18 protein-coding genes, 1 tRNA gene and 1 riboswitch are annotated in these 17,813 nt (G+C 68.0%); of the genes, 12 read left to right on the top strand and 7 right to left on the bottom strand.

All coding sequences use genetic code 11. The features are described 5' to 3' along the window. Window positions 1-146 precede the first annotated feature (146 nt). The 10 genes from ACMUOO_RS05090 (at window position 147) to ACMUOO_RS05045 (ending at window position 10,122) form a co-directional block, all read left to right on the top strand. Complete coding sequence (locus ACMUOO_RS05090; RefSeq protein ID WP_301920310.1) at window positions 147-1,166, top strand: PhoH family protein; 1,020 nt, start codon at window positions 147-149, stop codon at window positions 1,164-1,166. Further along, window positions 1,150-1,656 carry an rRNA maturation RNase YbeY gene (ybeY, locus tag ACMUOO_RS05085; RefSeq protein WP_301920311.1) on the top strand — a complete coding sequence of 169 codons (507 nt, stop codon included), beginning with the start codon at window positions 1,150-1,152 and terminating at the stop codon, window positions 1,654-1,656. The genes ACMUOO_RS05090 and ybeY overlap by 17 nt, the downstream gene beginning before the upstream one ends. A gap of 40 nt (window positions 1,657-1,696) precedes the next feature. Further along, window positions 1,697-2,584, top strand: coding sequence for a hemolysin family protein (locus tag ACMUOO_RS05080; protein ID WP_301920312.1), 888 nt, complete (start codon window positions 1,697-1,699; stop codon window positions 2,582-2,584). A 2-nt stretch (window positions 2,585-2,586) separates the two neighbouring features. Continuing rightward, entirely contained in the window at window positions 2,587-4,119 is a 1,533-nt protein-coding gene (gene lnt, locus ACMUOO_RS05075; protein ID WP_301920313.1) for an apolipoprotein N-acyltransferase, read from the top strand. Window positions 4,120-4,152: 33 nt separating this feature from the next. Next, window positions 4,153-4,203: riboswitch (SAM-SAH riboswitch) on the top strand. Between the two features lie 6 nt (window positions 4,204-4,209). Further along, window positions 4,210-5,376 carry a methionine adenosyltransferase gene (gene metK, locus ACMUOO_RS05070; protein ID WP_301920314.1) on the top strand — a complete coding sequence of 389 codons (1,167 nt, stop codon included), beginning with the start codon at window positions 4,210-4,212 and terminating at the stop codon, window positions 5,374-5,376. Window positions 5,377-5,447: 71 nt separating this feature from the next. After that, window positions 5,448-6,083: a hypothetical protein gene (locus ACMUOO_RS05065; RefSeq protein ID WP_301920315.1), complete on the top strand. Its 636-nt coding sequence runs from the start codon at window positions 5,448-5,450 to the stop codon at window positions 6,081-6,083. 84 nt (window positions 6,084-6,167) lie between these two features. Further along, window positions 6,168-6,866 carry a tRNA (guanine(46)-N(7))-methyltransferase TrmB gene (gene trmB / locus ACMUOO_RS05060; protein WP_301920316.1) on the top strand — a complete coding sequence of 233 codons (699 nt, stop codon included), beginning with the start codon at window positions 6,168-6,170 and terminating at the stop codon, window positions 6,864-6,866. Between the two features lie 108 nt (window positions 6,867-6,974). Continuing rightward, window positions 6,975-8,324, top strand: a complete 1,350-nt coding sequence (gene aroA, locus ACMUOO_RS05055; RefSeq protein WP_301920317.1) for a 3-phosphoshikimate 1-carboxyvinyltransferase — start codon at window positions 6,975-6,977, stop codon at window positions 8,322-8,324. Further along, on the top strand, window positions 8,321-8,812 hold the full coding sequence (locus ACMUOO_RS05050; RefSeq protein WP_301920318.1) for a hypothetical protein: 492 nt from the start codon (window positions 8,321-8,323) through the stop codon (window positions 8,810-8,812). Before aroA ends, ACMUOO_RS05050 begins: the two co-directional genes overlap by 4 nt. A gap of 56 nt (window positions 8,813-8,868) precedes the next feature. After that, the gene (locus ACMUOO_RS05045) at window positions 8,869-10,122 is read left to right on the top strand and encodes a DNA polymerase IV (RefSeq protein WP_301920319.1); all 1,254 of its coding nucleotides are present in this window, start codon (window positions 8,869-8,871) and stop codon (window positions 10,120-10,122) included. Here the strand turns inward: ACMUOO_RS05045 and ACMUOO_RS05040 are convergent, their stop codons facing one another. After that, window positions 10,123-10,551 carry an EamA family transporter gene (locus tag ACMUOO_RS05040; RefSeq protein ID WP_301920320.1) on the bottom strand — a complete coding sequence of 143 codons (429 nt, stop codon included), beginning with the start codon at window positions 10,549-10,551 and terminating at the stop codon, window positions 10,123-10,125. It lies immediately after the preceding gene. Between the two features lie 53 nt (window positions 10,552-10,604). Then, complete coding sequence (locus ACMUOO_RS05035) at window positions 10,605-11,465, bottom strand: N-formylglutamate amidohydrolase (RefSeq protein WP_301920321.1); 861 nt, start codon at window positions 11,463-11,465, stop codon at window positions 10,605-10,607. Between the two features lie 152 nt (window positions 11,466-11,617). On the opposite strand from ACMUOO_RS05035, the gene ACMUOO_RS05030 reads away from it, so the two are divergent. Both ACMUOO_RS05030 and ykgO read left to right on the top strand, forming a co-directional pair. Beyond that, a tRNA-Val gene (locus tag ACMUOO_RS05030) sits at window positions 11,618-11,692 on the top strand. 65 nt (window positions 11,693-11,757) lie between these two features. Continuing rightward, window positions 11,758-11,883 (top strand): type B 50S ribosomal protein L36, encoded by a 126-nt coding sequence (gene ykgO / locus ACMUOO_RS05025; protein WP_036635318.1) that lies wholly within the window; start codon window positions 11,758-11,760, stop codon window positions 11,881-11,883. A 75-nt stretch (window positions 11,884-11,958) separates the two neighbouring features. On the opposite strand, the gene ACMUOO_RS05020 is transcribed toward ykgO, so the two are convergent. From ACMUOO_RS05020 to ACMUOO_RS05000, 5 genes are all read right to left on the bottom strand, one after another. Continuing rightward, window positions 11,959-13,596: a peptidoglycan-binding domain-containing protein gene (locus tag ACMUOO_RS05020; protein WP_301920322.1), complete on the bottom strand. Its 1,638-nt coding sequence runs from the start codon at window positions 13,594-13,596 to the stop codon at window positions 11,959-11,961. Window positions 13,597-13,686: 90 nt separating this feature from the next. Next, window positions 13,687-14,856 carry a phenylacetate--CoA ligase family protein gene (locus ACMUOO_RS05015; RefSeq protein ID WP_413854908.1) on the bottom strand — a complete coding sequence of 390 codons (1,170 nt, stop codon included), beginning with the start codon at window positions 14,854-14,856 and terminating at the stop codon, window positions 13,687-13,689. A 14-nt stretch (window positions 14,857-14,870) separates the two neighbouring features. Beyond that, window positions 14,871-15,692, bottom strand: coding sequence for an ABC transporter ATP-binding protein (locus ACMUOO_RS05010; protein WP_301920324.1), 822 nt, complete (start codon window positions 15,690-15,692; stop codon window positions 14,871-14,873). Window positions 15,693-15,825: 133 nt separating this feature from the next. Then, window positions 15,826-17,106, bottom strand: coding sequence for an ABC transporter substrate-binding protein (locus tag ACMUOO_RS05005; RefSeq protein ID WP_301920325.1), 1,281 nt, complete (start codon window positions 17,104-17,106; stop codon window positions 15,826-15,828). A gap of 72 nt (window positions 17,107-17,178) precedes the next feature. Next, window positions 17,179-17,813: branched-chain amino acid ABC transporter permease (locus ACMUOO_RS05000; RefSeq protein ID WP_413854905.1), on the bottom strand; the 635-nt coding region annotated here is incomplete at its 5' end.

Below are 17,813 nucleotides of genomic sequence, written 5' to 3'. Positions count from 1 at the left end.
GACCGGAAATCGTGCAGAACCGGCGGCAGGGAATGGCCGCCAGCAATTCTTTTCACCGGGCGCCACAATTCTGTGCTGGTCTCTTGCTTTGATGCTGAGGGAGAGTCACCATCTTTTGCAGGACCGCTTCCTTAGAGGAGACTTGCTTGGGCATCAGCGCCTTGACCCCGCCGCCGCGTCCCGAAGACCTGCACGAGACATTGCTGGAATTCGCCGACAATCGCTTGCTGATCGACCTGTGCGGAGAGTTCGACCGCAATCTGGCGCAGATCGAACACCAGCTCGGGGTCCATATCCTCAGACGCGGCAACCAGGTTGCCGTGGTGGGGCCAAGCGAGGCGCGGGCCCGGGCGGCGAATGTCCTGACCAATCTCTATGCCCGGCTTCAGACGGGGCGGCCCATCGACGCGGGCGAGATCGACGGCGCGATCCGCATGGGCGAAGGCGGGCGGCTCGACCCGCCGAGCCTCGATGAGCAGCTCGAGATGTTCGCGGGCGGCCGCTATGAAATCCGCACCCGCAAGAAGCAGGTGGAGCCGAGGACCGAAGCACAGAAGGCCTACGTCAAGAACCTCTTTTCCAACGAGCTTGCCTTCGGCATCGGCCCGGCGGGCACCGGAAAGACCTATCTCGCCGTCGCGGTGGGCGTGACGATGATGATCGGCGGCCATGTGGACAGGATCGTGCTCAGCCGCCCGGCCGTGGAGGCCGGCGAACGGCTCGGCTTCCTGCCCGGCGACATGAAGGAGAAGGTCGATCCCTACATGCAGCCGCTCTACGACGCGCTGAACGACTTCCTGCCCGCCAAGCAGGTGCAGAAGCTGATCGAGGAAAAGCGGATCGAGATCGCGCCGCTGGCCTTCATGCGGGGCCGGACGCTCGCGAATGCCTTCGTCGTGCTCGACGAGGCGCAGAACGCCACGACCATGCAGATGAAGATGTTCCTGACCCGGCTCGGCGAGGGCAGCCGCATGGTTGTCACCGGCGACCGCACGCAGGTTGACCTGCCGAAAGGCACCGCCTCGGGCCTGGTCGATGCCGAGCGCATCCTGAAGGACGTGAGGGGCGTGAGCTTCAACTACTTCACCGCAAAGGACGTCGTGCGCCACCCGCTTGTCGCCCGCATCATCGAGGCCTATGACCGCGACGATGGAGCCGCTGGTTGAAACCCTGACGGAGGACCCGCGCTGGGAGGCGTTCGGGCTCGGCGCGATGGCCGACGGGGCGGCATGTGCTGTTCTCGCCGATCAGGGCCTGCCGGCAGAGGGGTTCCTCGTCAGCCTCCTCGGCTGCTCGGACGCCCGCATCGCCGAGCTGAACGCGGACTTCCGCGGCAAGCCGCAACCGACCAATGTGCTCTCCTGGCCCTCGGACGAACGCGGCGCCGAGGCGGACGGCGGTGCCCCCTCACGACCGGACCCGGGGACCGTCGACATGCCCGAAGAGCTTGGCGACATCGCCATTGCGTGGGAAACCTGCGCGCGCGAAGCGGAGGATCAGGGCAAGCGGATGGTCGACCATGTGACGCACCTTCTTGTGCATGGGCTGTTGCATCTGCTGGGCTATGACCACCTGCGTGACGGCGATGCCGCGTTGATGGAGGCCGCCGAAGTGCGCATACTTGCAAAACTGGGTCTCGCCGACCCATATGAGTGAACCGGCGCGGCAGCCGCTGCCGGCAACCTGGAAAGGACCAATGGGCGACAGCTTGGACGGGTCTACGGTGGCGCAGGAGGCGCCTGACCCTTCGGACAGTAGCGGGCAGCGCGGCTTCTTTGGCCGGATCATGGATGCCCTCTCTCCTTCGGAAAATGACCGCGACGAAACCGCCGCAGTGGTCGCCGACGTGCCCCACCCGGCCCAGGCCGCGCCGCTTCCCGGTATCGGCAATCTTCGCCGCATGCGGGTCGAGGATGTGGCGATCCCCAAGGCCGAGATCGTGGCGGTGCCGGTCAACGTACCCCTCGACGACCTCGTGGGCACGTTCCGCGAAAGCGGATTTTCGCGTCTGCCGGTGTTCAAGGGCACGCTCGACAGCCCGATCGGCCTCATCCATCTCAAGGATCTCGCGCTGAACCAGGCGTTCACGGACCCGAAGCCGCGCTACAACCTCCGCAAGATGCTGCGTCCGCTTCTCTATGCGCCGCCGTCCATGCCGATCGGCGTCCTTCTGCAGAAGATGCAGACCGAACGCATCCACATGGCCCTCGTGATCGACGAATACGGCGGGGTAGACGGGCTGGTGACGCTCGAAGACCTCGTGGAGACGGTGATCGGCGAGATCGAGGACGAACACGACACCTCCGAAGACGGGCTCTGGCACGAGGAGAAGCCGGGGCAATACATCGTCCAGGCCCGTGCGCCGCTCGCAGAGTTCGAGGCCGAGATCGGCCTGAAGCTTGCCGCACCGGAGGAGGACGCCGAGATCGACACGCTCGGGGGGTTCGTCTTCATGCTGTTCGGCCGGGTGCCCGCGCGCGGCGAGGTGATCCCGCACGAGAGCGGCACCGAGTTCGAGGTCATGGACGCCGATCCCCGCCGGATCAAGCGGCTGAGGGTGCGCCTGCCGCAGGCGAAACCCTGATCATGGGCGCCCGACTGCGCGGTTTCTTCGGGCGGGACGCCCGGCCTTCCGCGCGACTTCTCGCGCTGGCCACACTCGCCGGTGCGACGGTGGCGGCCGGGCAGGCGCCCTGGGACCTGTGGTTCGTGGCGCTGCCCGCGCTGGGGCTTCTGACCGCGCTCGTGGCGGCGGAGCGCCGCGCCGCCCGCCGGGTCTGGCTCGCCTGGGCCGGCGGGGCGGGCTATGGAGCGGCGGCGCTCTTCTGGATCGTGGAACCCTTCCTGATCGAGATCGGACGCCACGGCTGGATGGCGCCCTTCGCGCTTTTCCTGATGGCCGCCGGGATGGGCGCTTTCTGGGCTCTGGCGGGCGGCATCGCGGGTCTGGGTCGCACCGATGCCACCCGTGCGCTCGGCTTTGCGGCGGGACTCGCCGCCTCCGACCTCCTGCGCGGCTACGTCTTCACCGGATTCCCCTGGGCGCTCCTCGGTCACATCTGGATCGGCACGCCGGTCATGCAGGCGGCGGCATGGGTCGGCCCCGTGGGGTTGACGGCGCTGACGGCGCTGTCCGCGGCGCTGCCCGTCCTTGGCCGGAGCCTTTGGCGGCGCGCGGCGCTCGCCGCGCTCTCGGCCCTGATGCTCGGCGCTTTCTGGGTCGCGGGGACGGCGCGGCTCGCCACGCCTGAAGCCCTGCGCGAACCGGCCATCCGCGTGCGCCTCGTCCAGCCCGACGCTGACCAGCGGCTGAAGTGGCGGGGCGACATGTGGCAGGTGTTCCTCGACCGGCTGCTGATCGCCAGCGCCGAGCCGCCCGAAAAGCCGCTCGACCTCATCGTCTGGCCGGAAACCGCCGTGCCGTTCCTCCTCGAACGCTCGGGCGCCTTCCTGTCCGGCGAGTTGGCCGTCGCGGCGCAGGGTGTGCCCGTCGCCACCGGCATCCAGCGGGCCGAGGGGACACGCTATTTCAACAGCCTCGCGGTGATCGACCCCCGGGGGGCGGTGGCCGCGACCTACGACAAGTGGCACCTTGTCCCCTTTGGCGAATACGTGCCCATGGCCGAGATCGCCGCCCGCTTCGGGCTTGCCGCCTTCGCCGCGCAGGAGGGCTACGGCTACACGGCCGGTCCCGGCGCCCGGGTGCTCGACCTCGGGCCGGCGGGGAAGGTGCTGCCGCTCATCTGCTACGAGGCGGTCTTCCCGCAGGACCTGAACGCCGCGCCCGAGCGCGCCGACTGGGTTTTGCAGATCACCAACGACGGCTGGTTCGGCAGGATCGCGGGACCCTACCAGCATCTCGCGCAAGCGCGCCTGCGCGCGGTCGAGCAGGGATTGCCGGTCCTGCGGGCGGCGAACACCGGCGTGACCGCAGTGATCGACGCGAAGGGGCGTATCCTCCGTTCTTTGCCACTCGGCGCGCAGGGCTGGTTCGACGCCGACGTGCCGCCAGCCCTGCCGCCCACATTCTATGCCCGAACCGGCGACCTTCCGGCGACAATCGCCGCTCTCGCGGCGATATTGGCCCTGGCCCTCGCGCGCAGACGACAATCGCATTGACCGCATGGCCGCGCGCGGCTAGGCAGGGCCGTCGAACCGCCACAACGGCTTCCTGGCGTGGCGGGGATCACCCCCAATGGAGCACTTTTCATGTCCCGCCAGAATTACGTCTTCACCTCCGAAAGCGTTTCGGAAGGGCACCCCGACAAGGTGTGCGACCGCATTTCCGATGCCGTCCTCGATGCCTTTCTCACCGAGGATCCTCATTCCCGCGTTGCCTGCGAAACCTTCGCAACGACCGACCGTGTCGTCGTCGGCGGCGAGGTGCGCGGCCCCGGCAGCGTCATCGCGCGCGTCGAGGAAATCGTGCGCGGCTGCGTCAGGGATATCGGATACGAGCAGGAAGGCTTCCATTGGGCCAACCTGAAGGTCAACAGCTACCTGCACGCGCAGTCGGCCGACATCGCCCAGGGCGTCGACGCCTCGGGCGAGAAGGACGAGGGCGCGGGCGACCAGGGCATCATGTTCGGCTATGCCGTGGACGAGACGCCGGAACTCATGCCGGCGCCGATCCAGTACGCGCACGCGATTCTGCGTCGGCTCTCCGAGGTGCGGAAGAACCACATCGAGCCGAAGCTCGGCCCGGACGCGAAGTCGCAGCTTTCGATCCGCTACGAGGGCGGCAAGCCGGTCGAGGTCACCTCGCTGGTGCTCTCGACCCAGCACCTTGATCCCGCGCTGTCCTCCGCCGACGTTCGCGCCATCGTGGAGCCCTATATTCGCGAGGTCCTGCCTGAGGGCTGGCTGACCGCCAAGACCGAATGGCATGTGAACCCGACGGGCAAGTTCGTGATCGGCGGCCCCGACGGGGACGCCGGGCTGACCGGGCGCAAGATCATCGTCGACACCTACGGCGGCGCGGCCCCGCACGGCGGCGGCGCCTTCTCGGGCAAGGACCCGACCAAGGTCGACCGCTCGGCCGCCTATGCCGCGCGCTACCTCGCCAAGAACGTGGTGGCGGCCGGTCTCGCCCGGCGCTGCACGCTGCAGCTGTCCTACGCCATCGGCGTGGCGAAACCCCTCTCGATCTATGTCGATACGCATGGCACGGGCATCGTGGACGAAGCGGCGATCGAGACCGCCGTGAGCAGGGTCATGGACCTGACGCCGCGCGGGATCCGGACCCATCTCGGGCTGAACAAGCCGATCTACCAGCGTACCGCCGCCTACGGCCACTTCGGGCGGAAGCCCGACGCAGACGGCGGATTCAGCTGGGAAAAGACGGATCTCGTCGAGGCGCTGAAGAAAGCGGTCTGACAGACTGCCCCTGCCCGCGCCATCCCCGGCGCGGGCCTCCCCACGGTGCCGATGGCCCTAGCGGAGGTGCGATGCGGACCCTCATCCTTCCGGTTCTGCTGGCACTTATTGCCGCATCGCCCTGCACCGGCGAGACGGTGGTGCCCGTTACGCCCAAGTTCCGCGTCGAGGGCACGGTCCTTGTCTACGACACCGAGCATGCGCGCGACGAGGGAGAGATCGAGCCCGACGACATCGAAGGCCTGAGATCGGCCCTGCGCGCGAGCCCGGGGATCGCGACGCTGCGGCTCAACAGCGCGGGAGGCAGCATCTGGGCGGCGGAGGACATGGCCCGGATCGTCACCGACTTCGACCTCGACACCGAGGTGGACGGCGAATGCTCTTCCTCCTGCGTCACGATCTTTCTCGGCGGCAAGGCCCGGACGATGACGCGCGGGTCCAGGATCGGCCTCCACTCCCGGTGGTGGGCACCCGAGGACGTGCAGAACTACTACGAACGGAACAAGGCGGAGGAACACTGGGCGACCCCGTTCGACTTCGGATCGTGGATCTACGAGGACACCCAGGCCGAGATCTACGAGGCGCTTTCCTATGTCGTCTCGCGCGGGGTCGATCCGGGTTTCGCCATCGAGATGCACGCACCGAGGGATTCGATGTGGTATCCCGGCCGGGCGCAGCTGGAAAAGGCGGGCGTGCTCAGGCCGTGACCCCGCCCGGGGCGCCGCGGGCTTGACCGCGGCAAGGCTGCCCGGCTAGACGGCGCAGCCGGCAAATGACCGGCCGGAACCGAGATGAGCGACAAGACCGACACGACCGAGTGGCGAAACTTCTACGGCCGCATCCGCGGCAAGACGATGCGCGCGAGCCAGAAGGCCTACCTGGCCGAAGACCTCGGCGCGCTCCGTCCCCGCGGCGTCGGTCGCGACGAGAACCCCGACCGGCGGCCGATCGACACCGCAGCGATCTTCGGCGATGCCCGCCCGGTCTGGCTGGAGATCGGCTTCGGCGGGGGCGAACACCTCGTCCACATGGCGGCGCGGTATCCCGGGGTCGGCATCGTCGGGGCCGAACCCTTCATCAACGGCGTTGCGATGCTCCTGGGCAAGATCCGTGCAGCTCGGGTCACGAACCTCGCCGTCCATCCGGGCGATGCGCGCGACCTGATGGAGGTGTTGCCGGCGGACTCGATTGCAAAGGCGTTCCTCAACTATCCCGACCCCTGGCCGAAACGCCGCCACCACCGGCGCCGCTTCGTCACGCCCGATCACCTCGTGCCGCTCGCCCGCGTCATGCGCGCGGGGGCGGAGTTCCGGATCGCCACCGACATCGCCGACTATGTCCGCCAGGCGCTGGAGGAGGTGCCGCGCGCCGGCTTCGCACTGGCCTGCGAGAGCGGCGCTCCGTGGGAGGACTGGCTCGCCACCCGCTATGAGCAGAAGGCGCTGCGCGAGGGCCGCGTGCCGAGATACCTGACCTTCCGCAGGCTCTGACGGCGGCAGCCTCCGGCGGGAGTATATTTGCCACAATGAATGGCGGGGCATGGACCGGCCCGGGGGCTTGCGCTATCAGCGGGGCGATTTCGCGCGAGGGAGAAACGCATGTCCGGCCAAGGTGAGCCCATTCCGATGACCGCCACCCGGTCGGGGCCGCTCAGTGGTACGGCCGAGGTTCCGGGCGACAAGTCGATCTCGCACCGGGCGCTGATCCTTGGCGCGATGGCGGTCGGCGAGACGCGGATCACCGGGCTTCTGGAAGGGCAGGACGTGCTCGACACCGCCAAGGCGATGCGTTCCTTCGGCGCCGAAGTGACCCGGCACGGTGAAGGCCGCTGGTCGGTGCATGGCGTCGGTGTCGGCGGATTCGCCGAGCCGGACGATGTGATCGACTGCGGCAACTCCGGCACCGGCGTCCGGCTGATCATGGGGACGATGGCGACGAGCCCGATCACCGCAACCTTCACCGGAGACGCATCCCTTCGCAAGCGGCCGATGGGGCGGGTGACCGACCCCCTCGCGCTCTTCGGCGCGCGAGCCTTCGGGCGGCAGGGCGGGCGGCTGCCGATGACGGTGGTGGGCGCGGCCGATCCTGTGCCGGTGCGCTATCTCGTGCCGGTGCCCTCGGCGCAGGTGAAGTCGGCCGTGCTGCTCGCGGGACTGAACGCACCCGGCCAGACGGTGGTGATCGAGAGGGAGCCGACGCGCGACCATTCGGAACGGATGCTCCGGGGCTTCGGCGCCGAACTGGGCGTGGAAGACACCGCCGAGGGCCGGATGATCACCCTGGCCGGTCAGCCGGAGCTCCGGCCGCAATCGGTCTCCGTGCCGCGCGACCCGTCGTCGGCCGCCTTTCCGGTGTGCGCGGCACTGATCGTGGAAGGCTCGGAAATCCTCGTCCCCGGCGTCAGCCAGAACCCGACGCGCAACGGTCTTTTCACCACGCTCGTGGAGATGGGGGCCGACATCGGGTTCCTGAACCCGCGCGAGGAGGGCGGCGAGCCGGTCGCGGATCTCAGGGTGCGCGCCTCGGCACTGAAGGGCATCAAGGTGCCCGAGGCGCGGGCAGCCTCGATGATCGACGAATACCCGATCCTCGCCGCCGTCGCAGCCTTTGCCGAAGGGACGACGGTCATGCGCGGGGTCAAGGAGCTGCGCGTCAAGGAAAGCGACCGGATCGACGCGATGGCGCGCGGGCTTGAGGCCTGCGGCGTGCGGGTCGAGGAGGAGGAGGACATGCTGATCGTGCACGGCATGGGTCCGGGAGGCGTGCCCGGGGGCGCCACCGCGGCGACCCACCTCGACCACCGCATCGCCATGTCCTTCCTGATCCTCGGGCTCGCTTCGAAACGCCCGGTCAGCGTCGATGACGGTTCACCGATCGCCACATCCTTCCCGACATTCGAAAGCCTCATGACCGGCCTCGGCGCGTCGATCGCGCGGGCCGGGCGGTGACCGACGCCGGTTTCCGTGCGCTGATCCTCCTGACAGCGGCACTCTTTGCCGCCATGGCGCTCGCCAGCCCATTCAATTGCGGTGGCGTCTGGCGTCTGTGCAGCTTCGACGCGCAGATACTGCCTTACTCGCCGGCCGAGGCGCGGGCCTATCTGGCGGCCATCGGCCCGGCGATCTGGCGCTATCTCTGGATCGTGCAACCACTCGACCTTGTGTTCCCGGCTACCCTCTGCCTGCTGATCAGGGAAGCCGTCGCACGGCGGGCACCGGGACCTCTGGCCCGCCGACTGGGTAAGGTGGCGGTGCTCTATGCCGGCGTCGACTACGTCGAAAACGCCATCGTCCGGATCATGCTGGAGCGCCCTGGCGGCGACTTCCCGGATTTCGCGGCGCGCGCCGCGAGCGGGATGACAATCCTGAAATGTCTGGTGCTGGCGATCCTCGGCGTCGCGCTGGCGCGCCTCTGGTTGCGGCGGAAGCCGGCATAGCAGAAGCACTTGCGCGCCCCGTTTCGCACGAGGCCGCAACCGGCTATTCTCCGACCATGCCTGCCCTCTGCCGCGATTGCCTGACCACATTCGACGCCGGGAGCCGCTGCCCGGCCTGCCGGTCGCCGCGCGTCGTCAGCCATCCCGAGCTTTTCGCGCTAACCATCGCGCACATGGACTGCGACGCCTTCTACGCGAGCGTGGAAAAGCGCGACGACCCCGCGCTGCGGTCAGTTCCGGTGATCGTCGGCGGGGCGAGGCGGGGGGTCGTGTCCACCTGCTGCTACCTCGCCCGGATCAAGGGCGTCCGGTCGGCGATGCCGATGTTCCAGGCGCTGAAGCTCTGCCCCGAAGCGGTGGTGGTGAAGCCGCGGGGGGCGCATTACGCCGCAGTCTCGCGGCAGATCCGTGCGATGATGGACGACCTGACCCCGGTCATCGAACCCCTGTCACTCGACGAGGCGTTCCTTGACCTCTCGGGCACCGAGCGTCTGCACCGTGCGCCGCCCGCGGTCCTCCTCGCACGGCTCCTGAAGCGGATGGAGACTGAACTGGGTCTCAGCGGGTCGGTCGGGCTGTCGCACAACAAGTTCCTCGCCAAGATCGCCTCGGACCTCGACAAGCCGCGCGGGTTCTCCGTGATCGGTCGGGGCGACACGGCCTCATTCCTGAAGGGCAAGCCGGTCAGGATGATCTGGGGCGTCGGCACCGCCGGGCAGGCGGCACTGGAAGCCGCGGGCATCCGCAGCTTCGACGACCTCACCCGGTGGGAGCGGAAGGACCTCATCCACCGCTTCGGCCAGATCGGCGACCGGCTCTGGCACCTTGCCCGGGGCGAAGACCCGCAGCGGGTGAATCCGCACGAGCCGATGAAGTCGATATCGGCCGAGACGACGTTCGACGAGGATACCGCCGACCGCGCGCTACTGGACGGCCATATCTGGCGGCTGGCCGAAAAGGTGACGGATCGGGCAAAGGCGAAGGGACTCGCTGGCCGGACCGTGACGCTGAAACTGAAGCGCGCGGACTTCGCGACGATCACCCGGCGGCACTCCCTGCGCGAGCCGACCCAGATGGCCGACCGTCTCTATCACGAGAGTGCCGAGCTCATGGCCCATCTCGCCGATCCGGGGCCCTTTCGCCTTATCGGGGTCGGCCTCTCGGACATCGTGCCGGAGACCGCTGCGGACCGCACGCCCGACCTGCTCGACCCCGGGGCGGCGCGGCGGGCGGGCGCGGAGCGGGCGACGGACGCGATACGGGCCCGCTTCGGCCCGGAGGCCATCGTCAAGGGGCGGTCACTTAGGTAATCAGGCGAGCGCTACAAGCGCCGCACCGGCAGCGATCAGCGAGACGCCAAGCCATCCCAGCAAGGGAAGTTTTTCGCCGAGGAACACGGCTGCGAATACCGCGACCAGCACCACGCTGAGCTTGTCCACCGGCGCCACCTGTGCGGCGTTGCCAATTTTCAGCGCGCGAAAGTAGCAGACCCATGAGGCCCCCGTGGCAAGACCCGAGAGGGTCAGGAAGACTACGCTGCGGACCGTCACGCCGTCTCGCGGCGTATCCCGAATGAAGAGCATCGCGCCCAGCACAGCGACCACGACGAGGGTGCGCAGGAAGGTAGCGTAATCGGGGTTGACCTCGTCGACGCCCACTTTCGCCAAGATTGCCGTCACAGCAGCGAATATCGCGGCGAGAGCCGCCCAGAACTGCCAGTGTGCGCCGATTGCCGTCATCCGCGGCCCCCTCCCATACGTCCTCGTGCACCCCGGACCGACGGGGTTCCGGTTTACTCGGCCGCGAGCGGCATCTCGCCCCGCCCGATCAGGGCGATCTCGGCAAGGACGGCCTGAAGCGTGCGGCGGAAGCTCATGAAGTTGCCGTTCGGCCGGATCTCGCGCTCGTTCATGTAAAGCGAACGGTCGATCTCCACCTGGATCGCGTGGAAACCGCGCGCGGGCTGGCCGTAGGTCTGCGCGATATACGCACCGGCGAAGGGCGTATTGCGCATCGTCCTGAGGCCGGCGCGGGCGAAGGCGGCCTCAACCCGCTCCATGACCTGGCCGGAGGCTGAGGTGCCGAACCGGTCGCCAAGCACCACGTCGGGGCGGCGCAGACCGGTACTGCCGATGCTGTCCATCGCCTCGTGCGGCATCGAATGGACGTCGATCAGAACGGCCTCGCCGTGCCCCGCGCGCGCCGTTTCCATCAGCTGGCGCAAAACGTCGTGGTAGGGTCGCCAGAAGCCGTCGATGCGAGCCTCCGCCTCGTCCCGCGAAATCTTGCCGCGGTAGATCGCGCGGCCGCCTGCGACCACGCGCGGGATGACCCCTAGCCCGGAGGCGACGCGGGGATTGTGCGCCGAAAGCCGCACACCCTCGACCAGCGCCGGGTCGAGCTCGTCGGCGGCGCGGTTGAGGTCGAGCCACGCCCGCGGCGCCGTTGCCGCCAGCAGCGGTGCGCCGAGCACCGGAACCCCGTCGAGGAGTGTGTCGACGAACGCATCCTCCGACGAGCGGATCGTGCGCTCATCGAGCACCGAGGCGCGGAGAAACCCTGCGGGATAGTCGCGACCCGAATGTGGCGAGGCGAATACGACGCCGGTCAGGCGCCGTTCCGGCATCGTCAGCTGATAGGGCGCGGGGCGCATCCGACCTCCTCGGCAAGCGCGGGGCTATCCGGCCAATATCGGCGGGGTCGAAACCCCTTGCAAGCCTTTGCGACTCCTTTTATAGACCCCGGGACCGACGCGGCGCCGGCTGCGTCCCAATCGTTTTGGGGCGGCGGAATCGTTGACGGATCGGGCGGTTAGCTCAGCGGTAGAGCACTACGTTGACATCGTAGTGGCCACTGGTTCGATCCCAGTACCGCCCACCATTCGCCCCCGAATCGGGGGCATTCGTTCTAATGGCGCGACGCGCGCCGCGACTAGGAGAAGACCGATGAAGGTCAGGAACTCGCTCCGCTCGCTGAAGTTGCGCCATCGCGACTGTCAGATCGTGCGCCGCAAGGGTCGCGTCTATGTGATCAACAAGACGCAGAAACGCTACAAGGCCCGTCAGGGCTGAACCGCACCGCAAGGTGCCGTGACAGGGCCGCCGGGAAACCGGCGGCCCTTCGCTTTCGGCGCGCGTAACGCCCGATCAGAGTGAATCCACCAGGAGCCGCGCAACCGTCTGCTGGCTGACGTAGCCGGTGACGGGAAGCCCGCGCGCCTGCTGGTAGCGGCGCAGCGCCCGGCGGGTGTCGTCATCGAAGGTGCCGTCGGCCGGCCCCGGCTTCAACCCGAGCGCGGCGAGCCGCTGTTCGACGAGCGAGCGCATCATCGGGCTGAGGTTCAGCGCGGCCTCCTGCGCCTCTGCGCGCTTCAGCGCGGCCGCCTCGTCGGGTGTCACGCTCATCTCGGCGACCTTCTGGTGCGCCTCTTCCACAAAGGCGCCTTTCGGATATGAGGCGAGGTAATCCCGGTAGGACTTGACCGTATTGGCCTTCACCGCCGCGTCCCAGGCCGCGCGATCCGCGGCTGCGGCCTCCTTCCGGCGCGCGTCCTCGAACACCGCGAGCCTCTCCATTGCCAGTTCGGCAAAGAGCCCGTCAGGATAGCGCTTGAGATAGGCGCGCAGGCCCGCCTCGTCGCCCGCCGCGCCGGTCTGATCCCAGTATATCCGGTCCTGACGGTCCTGTTCGGCCTTGCGCTTGGCCGCCTCCGCCTCAAGTTCCGCCGCGCGACGGGCGGCCTGGGCGCCGAGCGCGGAAACCTGCGCGGCAGTCAGGAAGCCTGTCGCCTCCTCGCCGTTGCGCTTCTGCCAGGTGGCGATGGCGTTGCGCGAACCGGCGCCGAAGAGGCCGTCGATTCCCTTCGGATCGATGTCGAGGATCGAGAGGTCGCGCTGGATCTGGCGCCGCTCCTCGCGGGTCAGCGCCAGCGCCTCCTCGGCCGCCCGCGCCCGCGCCACCGGATCGGTGAGCGCGGCGATCGCGGCGCGGGCGTCGGCGGCGTGTGCGCCGGTCGAATAGCGGTCGAGATAGGCCTGGTAGGCCGCGCGGGTCGCGATGGCTGCCGTCGCCCTCCAGAACGCAGCCTCGTCGTCAAGGGTGGGCGCCGGGGCAGGGGCAGGGCCATTCGTGGCGGCGGCAAGGAAGGCCCCGTAGGCGCCCCGGAACCCCGTCACCGTCAGGCCCTCCGCAGCCGCCGCGATCTCGGCCAGCGTCTGGCCCCGCCGGTCGGGGAGCGCGGCCGCGAAGGCCGCAACCATTTCCGCATCACCGGTGACAAGCGTCACGCCCTGCGGGACGTCCACGGCGCCGATCCCGGGCGCAAGCCCGCGGCCAAGATCGAAGTCGCGCTCCTCGGTCCCGAGGAGGATGAGTGCGCCGCCCGGCCGTTCCGCGGCAATGGCGAACACCTGCGACAGCGGAAGCGCCATTCCATCGACCGTGGCCAGCGTCGGCGCCTCGGCCCCGGTGCCGAGGAGCCAGGTTTCACCTGCCGCATGGACAAAATGGCCCGCGAGCAGAATGACGCTGCGACCGGGACGGGCTGTGTCGCCATAGTGCTCGGCAAGCAGCGCCTGCATCTCGCCGTCCACAAGGTCGGCGCCCTTGCGAGTGACGAACCCGGCACGCTCCAGCGGCCGCGCGGCATCGAGCGCATCGTCGGCGGCCGAAATGTCCGCGCCCGCGCGATAGTTCTCGTTGCCGATGATAAGGGCCGCATCCTGCGCGGCGACGGGACCGGCAAGGCAGATGAGGGCGGAAAGGCGGGCGGCGTGGGGATTCATGACGACCTCCGGGCGGTGGTGCGGCGACACTAGCGTCGGAGGCAACGTTATTCGATCACATCCGGTTCCGGCCCGGCGGGGTTTCGCCCATCAGTCGTAGCGGCGCCGATCCTCGATCACCTTGCCGTCGTTGGGCAGCGCACCCCTAGGCAAGATCTCGATCCGGCCCCGCAGCTTCAGGACGTCCATCACCGTTTTCTGGTAGGCAGTGGCATCACCGCCCGCGCTTTCAACCTGAACCGTCATCGCATCCGCCTCGCCCTCGCGCGACGCGATGACGCGGGCGCGCGCGATCTCGGGGTGGCGGCCAACGAATTCGGCGACCTGCTCGGGCCGGACGAACATGCCCTTGATCTTCGTGGTCTGGTCGGCCCGGCCCATCCATCCCCGGATGCGCAGGTTGGTGCGCCCGCACGGGCTCTGCCCCGGCATCACCGCAGAGAGGTCGCCGGTGGCGAAGCGGATCAGCGGATAGTCCGGGTTGAGCGTCGTCACCACGACCTCGCCCACCTCACCCTCTGGCACCGGATCGCCCGTGCCGGGGCGAACGATCTCCACGATCACGCCCTCGTCCACGATCATCCCCTCCTGCACCGGGACTTCGTAGGCGATGCTGCCGAGGTCGGCCGTCGCGTAGCACTGCAGGCAGGCGATGCCGCGGTCCGCGTACTCCTTGCGCAGCGAGGGGAACAGCGCCCCGCCCCCGACGGCGGCGCGCGTGATCTTCAGCCGCTCGCCCATCTCCTCCGCCCGGTCGAGGATGACCTTGAGGTAGTCCGGCGTCCCGGCATAGGCGGTCGTGCCCACATCCACCGCGGCGCGCACCTGCAGGTCGGTCTGGCCGGTGCCGGCGGGCAGGACGGCCGCGCCAACGGCCCGTGCGCCGCTCTCGAAGATCATGCCGGCAGGCGTCAGGTGGTAGCCGAAGCAGTTCTGCACGATGTCGCCCGGCCCGATTCCGCAGGCATGGAGGAACCGGCCCATCCGCCACCAGTCATGGCTGACCCCGCCCGGCTCGTAGATCGGCCCCGGCGACTGGAAGACATGGGCGGCGTTGGCGACCGGCAGTCCGCCGAAGGGCGGATGGGCCTTCTGCCGCGCGGAAAGCTCGGACTTCCGCAGCACCGGCAACCGGGCAAGATCGGAAAGCGCCGCGACGGGGGCAAGGCCGTTCTGCGCGAGCCGGGCGTTCAGCGCCGCAAGCTGTGAAGCGGCCCGTTCATCGGCCGAGCGTGTCTCGAGCGCGTCGTAATGGGTCACGGTCGTATCCCTCATCAGGAAAGCCAGCGCTTGCGGCGCCGGTAGGAGCGGACGTCGCGGAACGATTTCCGGCCTTCGTCGGACATGCCGAGGTAGAATTCCTTCACGTCCGGGTTTTCGCGCAGGTCGGCGGCGGGGCCATCCATCACGACGCGGCCGGATTCGAGGATGTAGCCGTAATGCGCATAGCGGAGCGCGACGTTGGTGTTCTGCTCGGCCAGAAGGAAGGTCACGCCCTCGTTCTCGTTCACCGCCTTCACGATCTCGAATATCTGCTCGACAAGCTGCGGGGCGAGGCCCATCGAGGGCTCATCGAGAAGGATCGTCTCGGGCCGGGACATCAGCGCCCGGCCGATCGCCACCATCTGCTGCTCGCCGCCCGAGGTGTAGCCGGCCTGGCTTTTCCGCCGCTCCTTCAGACGCGGGAAATAGCCGTAGACCATGTCGAGGTCCCGGGCGATGGCCGCCTTGCCGTCCTTGCGGGTATAGGCGCCGGTGAGGAGGTTTTCCTCCACCGTCAGGTGGCCGAAGCAGTGGCGCCCCTCCATCACCTGGATGACTCCCAGTTTCACGAGCTGGGCCGGGTCAAGATCCTGCACCCGTTCGCCGCGGTAAAGGATCGCGCCCTTCGTTACCTCGCCGCGCTCGGAATGAAGGAGGTTGGAGATCGCCTTCAGCGTGGTCGTCTTGCCGGCGCCGTTGCCACCCAGAAGGGCAGTGATGCCGCCCTTCGGCACACTGAGGCTGACACCCTTGAGGACAAGGATAACGTGGTTGTAGATGACCTCGATGTTGTTGACCTCGAGCAGGGTCTCGGTCTTTGCGGCATCGAGCATGGCGTCGCCCTTTCCATCGGCACTAATCTGCCCCCTTCCTGATCCGGGGCCGTGATGGTAACGCGGCGGCAAGGCCCGCCGCGCCCCTTTTCGGGTTCCCCGGGGGAGGTCCGGGATGACCGGCTTGCGCCGGTCAGTTGCAGCGTTCGGCGATGCTGTTCTCGGCGGCGAAGGCGGCCGAGTCCTCCATGACGAGCGGCACCAGGACCTCGTCATCCGGCGCGATGAAGCCGGTGATGAGGCTCCATTTCTTCGCCGTCGCATCCCACTGCTGGATCAGCGCCGCGCCCGGGCCGCCGTGGTCCTCGCAGCTCGCTTTGAAGGGCTGGCCAAAGTTCGGCAGGCCAAGTTCGGCCATCCGCTCTTCGGTGATCTCCAGCGCCTCGAACCCGTCGCGAAGCTGAGCCGCGTTGATCCCGGAAGCGCCGGCCAGTTCCTGCGCCTTGCGGATCGCCTCGGAGATGACGAGCGCCGCATACATGCCGCGCGAATAGAGCACCGAGCCCACCTGATCGCCCGCGCCCGACGCCTTGCCGGTGTCGTAGACATACTGCTTCAGGTCGGCATAGACCGGATAGTCCATGCCCGTTCCGTGCATGGCGAGGGACTTGTAACCGTTGGCGCCGTCACCTGCCGGCAGCACGTCGTTCTCGGAACCCGACCACCAGATGCCGATGAAGTTCTCCATCGGATACTTGATGTTCGCCGCTTCCTGGATCGCCACGGCGTTCATGACGCCCCAGCCCCACATCAGCACGTAATCCGGCTTGTCGCGGCGGATCTGCAGCCACTGGCTCTTCTGTTCCTGGCCCGGATGATCGACCGGAATCTCGACGAGTGTGTAGCCGTGCTTCTTCGACAGTTCGGTGAGGGTGCGGATCGGCTCCTTCCCGTAGGCCGAGTTGTGGTAGACGAGCGCGATCTTCTTGCCGCTCAGATCGCCACCGTTCTGATCGAGCAGATACTTGATTGCCACCGAGGCGCCGTCCCAATAGTTCGCCGGGTAGTTGAAGACCCATTCGAACACCTTGCCGTTGGCCGCCGAGGTCCGCCCGTAGCCCGGCGTGTAAAGCGGGATCTTGTCGGCAGAGACCTTCGGGATGAGCTGGTAGGTGATCCCGGTCGAGAGCGGGTTGTAGACGAGCGCACCCGAACCCTTCGTCGCCTCGTAGCACTCAACGCCCTTCTCGGTGTTGTAGGCGGTCTCGCATTCCGGCGTCGCAACCTTCTCGCCGCCGATGCCGCCGTCGCGCTCGTTCAGAAGCGTGAAATAGTCGTTGAAGCCATCGGCATAGGGAATGCCGCCGGGCGCGTAGGGTCCGGTGCGGTAGCTGAGGTTCGGGACCACAAGCTCGGCCATCGCGGGCGTCGCGGCGGCCAGGGCCAAGGCGAGCGCTGTCAGTGTCTTTCTCATCTGGGTCTCCTCCCAAGGGTTTCGGTTCGCGTCGCCGGCCGAAATGCCGGTCTTTTGGTTGGGCGGCCCGTTCTAGTGCGGGAAGGGCCAGAGCCGGAGTTTTTCCTTTGCCAGCCGCCAGAGCTGGGCAAGCCCGTGCGGCTCCGCGATCAGGAAGATCACGATCAGCGCGCCGACGATCATCAACTCGATATGCGCCGCAAGATCCGTGGCCCAGCCGAACTGGCCGACGAGGATGTTCTTCAGGAGCACCGGCAGGAGGACGAGGAAGGCCGCGCCGGCGAAGCTGCCGAAGATAGAGCCGAGGCCGCCGATGATCACCATGAAGAGGATCAGAAAGGATTTCTGGATGCCGAAGGCCTCGCCCACCTCGACCGCGCCGAGATAGACCGAGAAGAAGAGGGCACCGGCGACGCCAATGTAGAACGAGGAGACCGCGAAGGCGGTGAGTTTCGTCGTGAGAGGGTTTACCCCGATGATCTCGGCCGCGATGTCCATGTCGCGGATAGCCATCCACTTCCTGCCCACCGTGCCGCGCGTGAGGTTCCGCGCGAGCCAGGCCAGCGCGAAGAGGATGACCAGGCAGAAGAGGTACTTCGACGAGGCCGTGGTGTTCGCGCCCGTCACCGCATGACCGAGAAACGTGCGTTCCGGCGCCGAGATCTGGCCCGAGGCCGAGTAGTTGTAGAACCACGGGACCTTGTTGA

The organism is Albidovulum sp. (assembly GCF_041919395.1).
Classification (GTDB): Bacteria; Pseudomonadota; Alphaproteobacteria; order Rhodobacterales; family Rhodobacteraceae; genus Albidovulum.
Note: the sequence above shows the minus strand (reverse complement) of the source record. Positions and strands in the feature narration are given on the sequence as shown.

What these genes read in the sequence shown, in the direction of transcription:
- metK (WP_301920314.1), top strand. Translation starts at nt 4,210, where the DNA reads ATGTCCCGCCAGAATTACGTCTTCACCTCCGAAAGCGTTTCGGAAGGG.
- ACMUOO_RS05080 (WP_301920312.1), top strand. Translation starts at nt 1,697, where the DNA reads ATGGGCGACAGCTTGGACGGGTCTACGGTGGCGCAGGAGGCGCCTGAC.
- ybeY (WP_301920311.1), top strand. Translation starts at nt 1,150, where the DNA reads ATGGAGCCGCTGGTTGAAACCCTGACGGAGGACCCGCGCTGGGAGGCG.
- ACMUOO_RS05045 (WP_301920319.1), top strand. Translation starts at nt 8,869, where the DNA reads ATGCCTGCCCTCTGCCGCGATTGCCTGACCACATTCGACGCCGGGAGC.
- ACMUOO_RS05065 (WP_301920315.1), top strand. Translation starts at nt 5,448, where the DNA reads ATGCGGACCCTCATCCTTCCGGTTCTGCTGGCACTTATTGCCGCATCG.
- ykgO (WP_036635318.1), top strand. Translation starts at nt 11,758, where the DNA reads ATGAAGGTCAGGAACTCGCTCCGCTCGCTGAAGTTGCGCCATCGCGAC.
- ACMUOO_RS05005 (WP_301920325.1), bottom strand. Translation starts at nt 17,106, where the DNA reads ATGAGAAAGACACTGACAGCGCTCGCCTTGGCCCTGGCCGCCGCGACG.
- ACMUOO_RS05010 (WP_301920324.1), bottom strand. Translation starts at nt 15,692, where the DNA reads ATGCTCGATGCCGCAAAGACCGAGACCCTGCTCGAGGTCAACAACATC.
- trmB (WP_301920316.1), top strand. Translation starts at nt 6,168, where the DNA reads ATGAGCGACAAGACCGACACGACCGAGTGGCGAAACTTCTACGGCCGC.
- ACMUOO_RS05020 (WP_301920322.1), bottom strand. Translation starts at nt 13,596, where the DNA reads ATGAATCCCCACGCCGCCCGCCTTTCCGCCCTCATCTGCCTTGCCGGT.
- ACMUOO_RS05035 (WP_301920321.1), bottom strand. Translation starts at nt 11,465, where the DNA reads ATGCGCCCCGCGCCCTATCAGCTGACGATGCCGGAACGGCGCCTGACC.
- aroA (WP_301920317.1), top strand. Translation starts at nt 6,975, where the DNA reads ATGTCCGGCCAAGGTGAGCCCATTCCGATGACCGCCACCCGGTCGGGG.
- lnt (WP_301920313.1), top strand. Translation starts at nt 2,587, where the DNA reads ATGGGCGCCCGACTGCGCGGTTTCTTCGGGCGGGACGCCCGGCCTTCC.
- ACMUOO_RS05040 (WP_301920320.1), bottom strand. Translation starts at nt 10,551, where the DNA reads ATGACGGCAATCGGCGCACACTGGCAGTTCTGGGCGGCTCTCGCCGCG.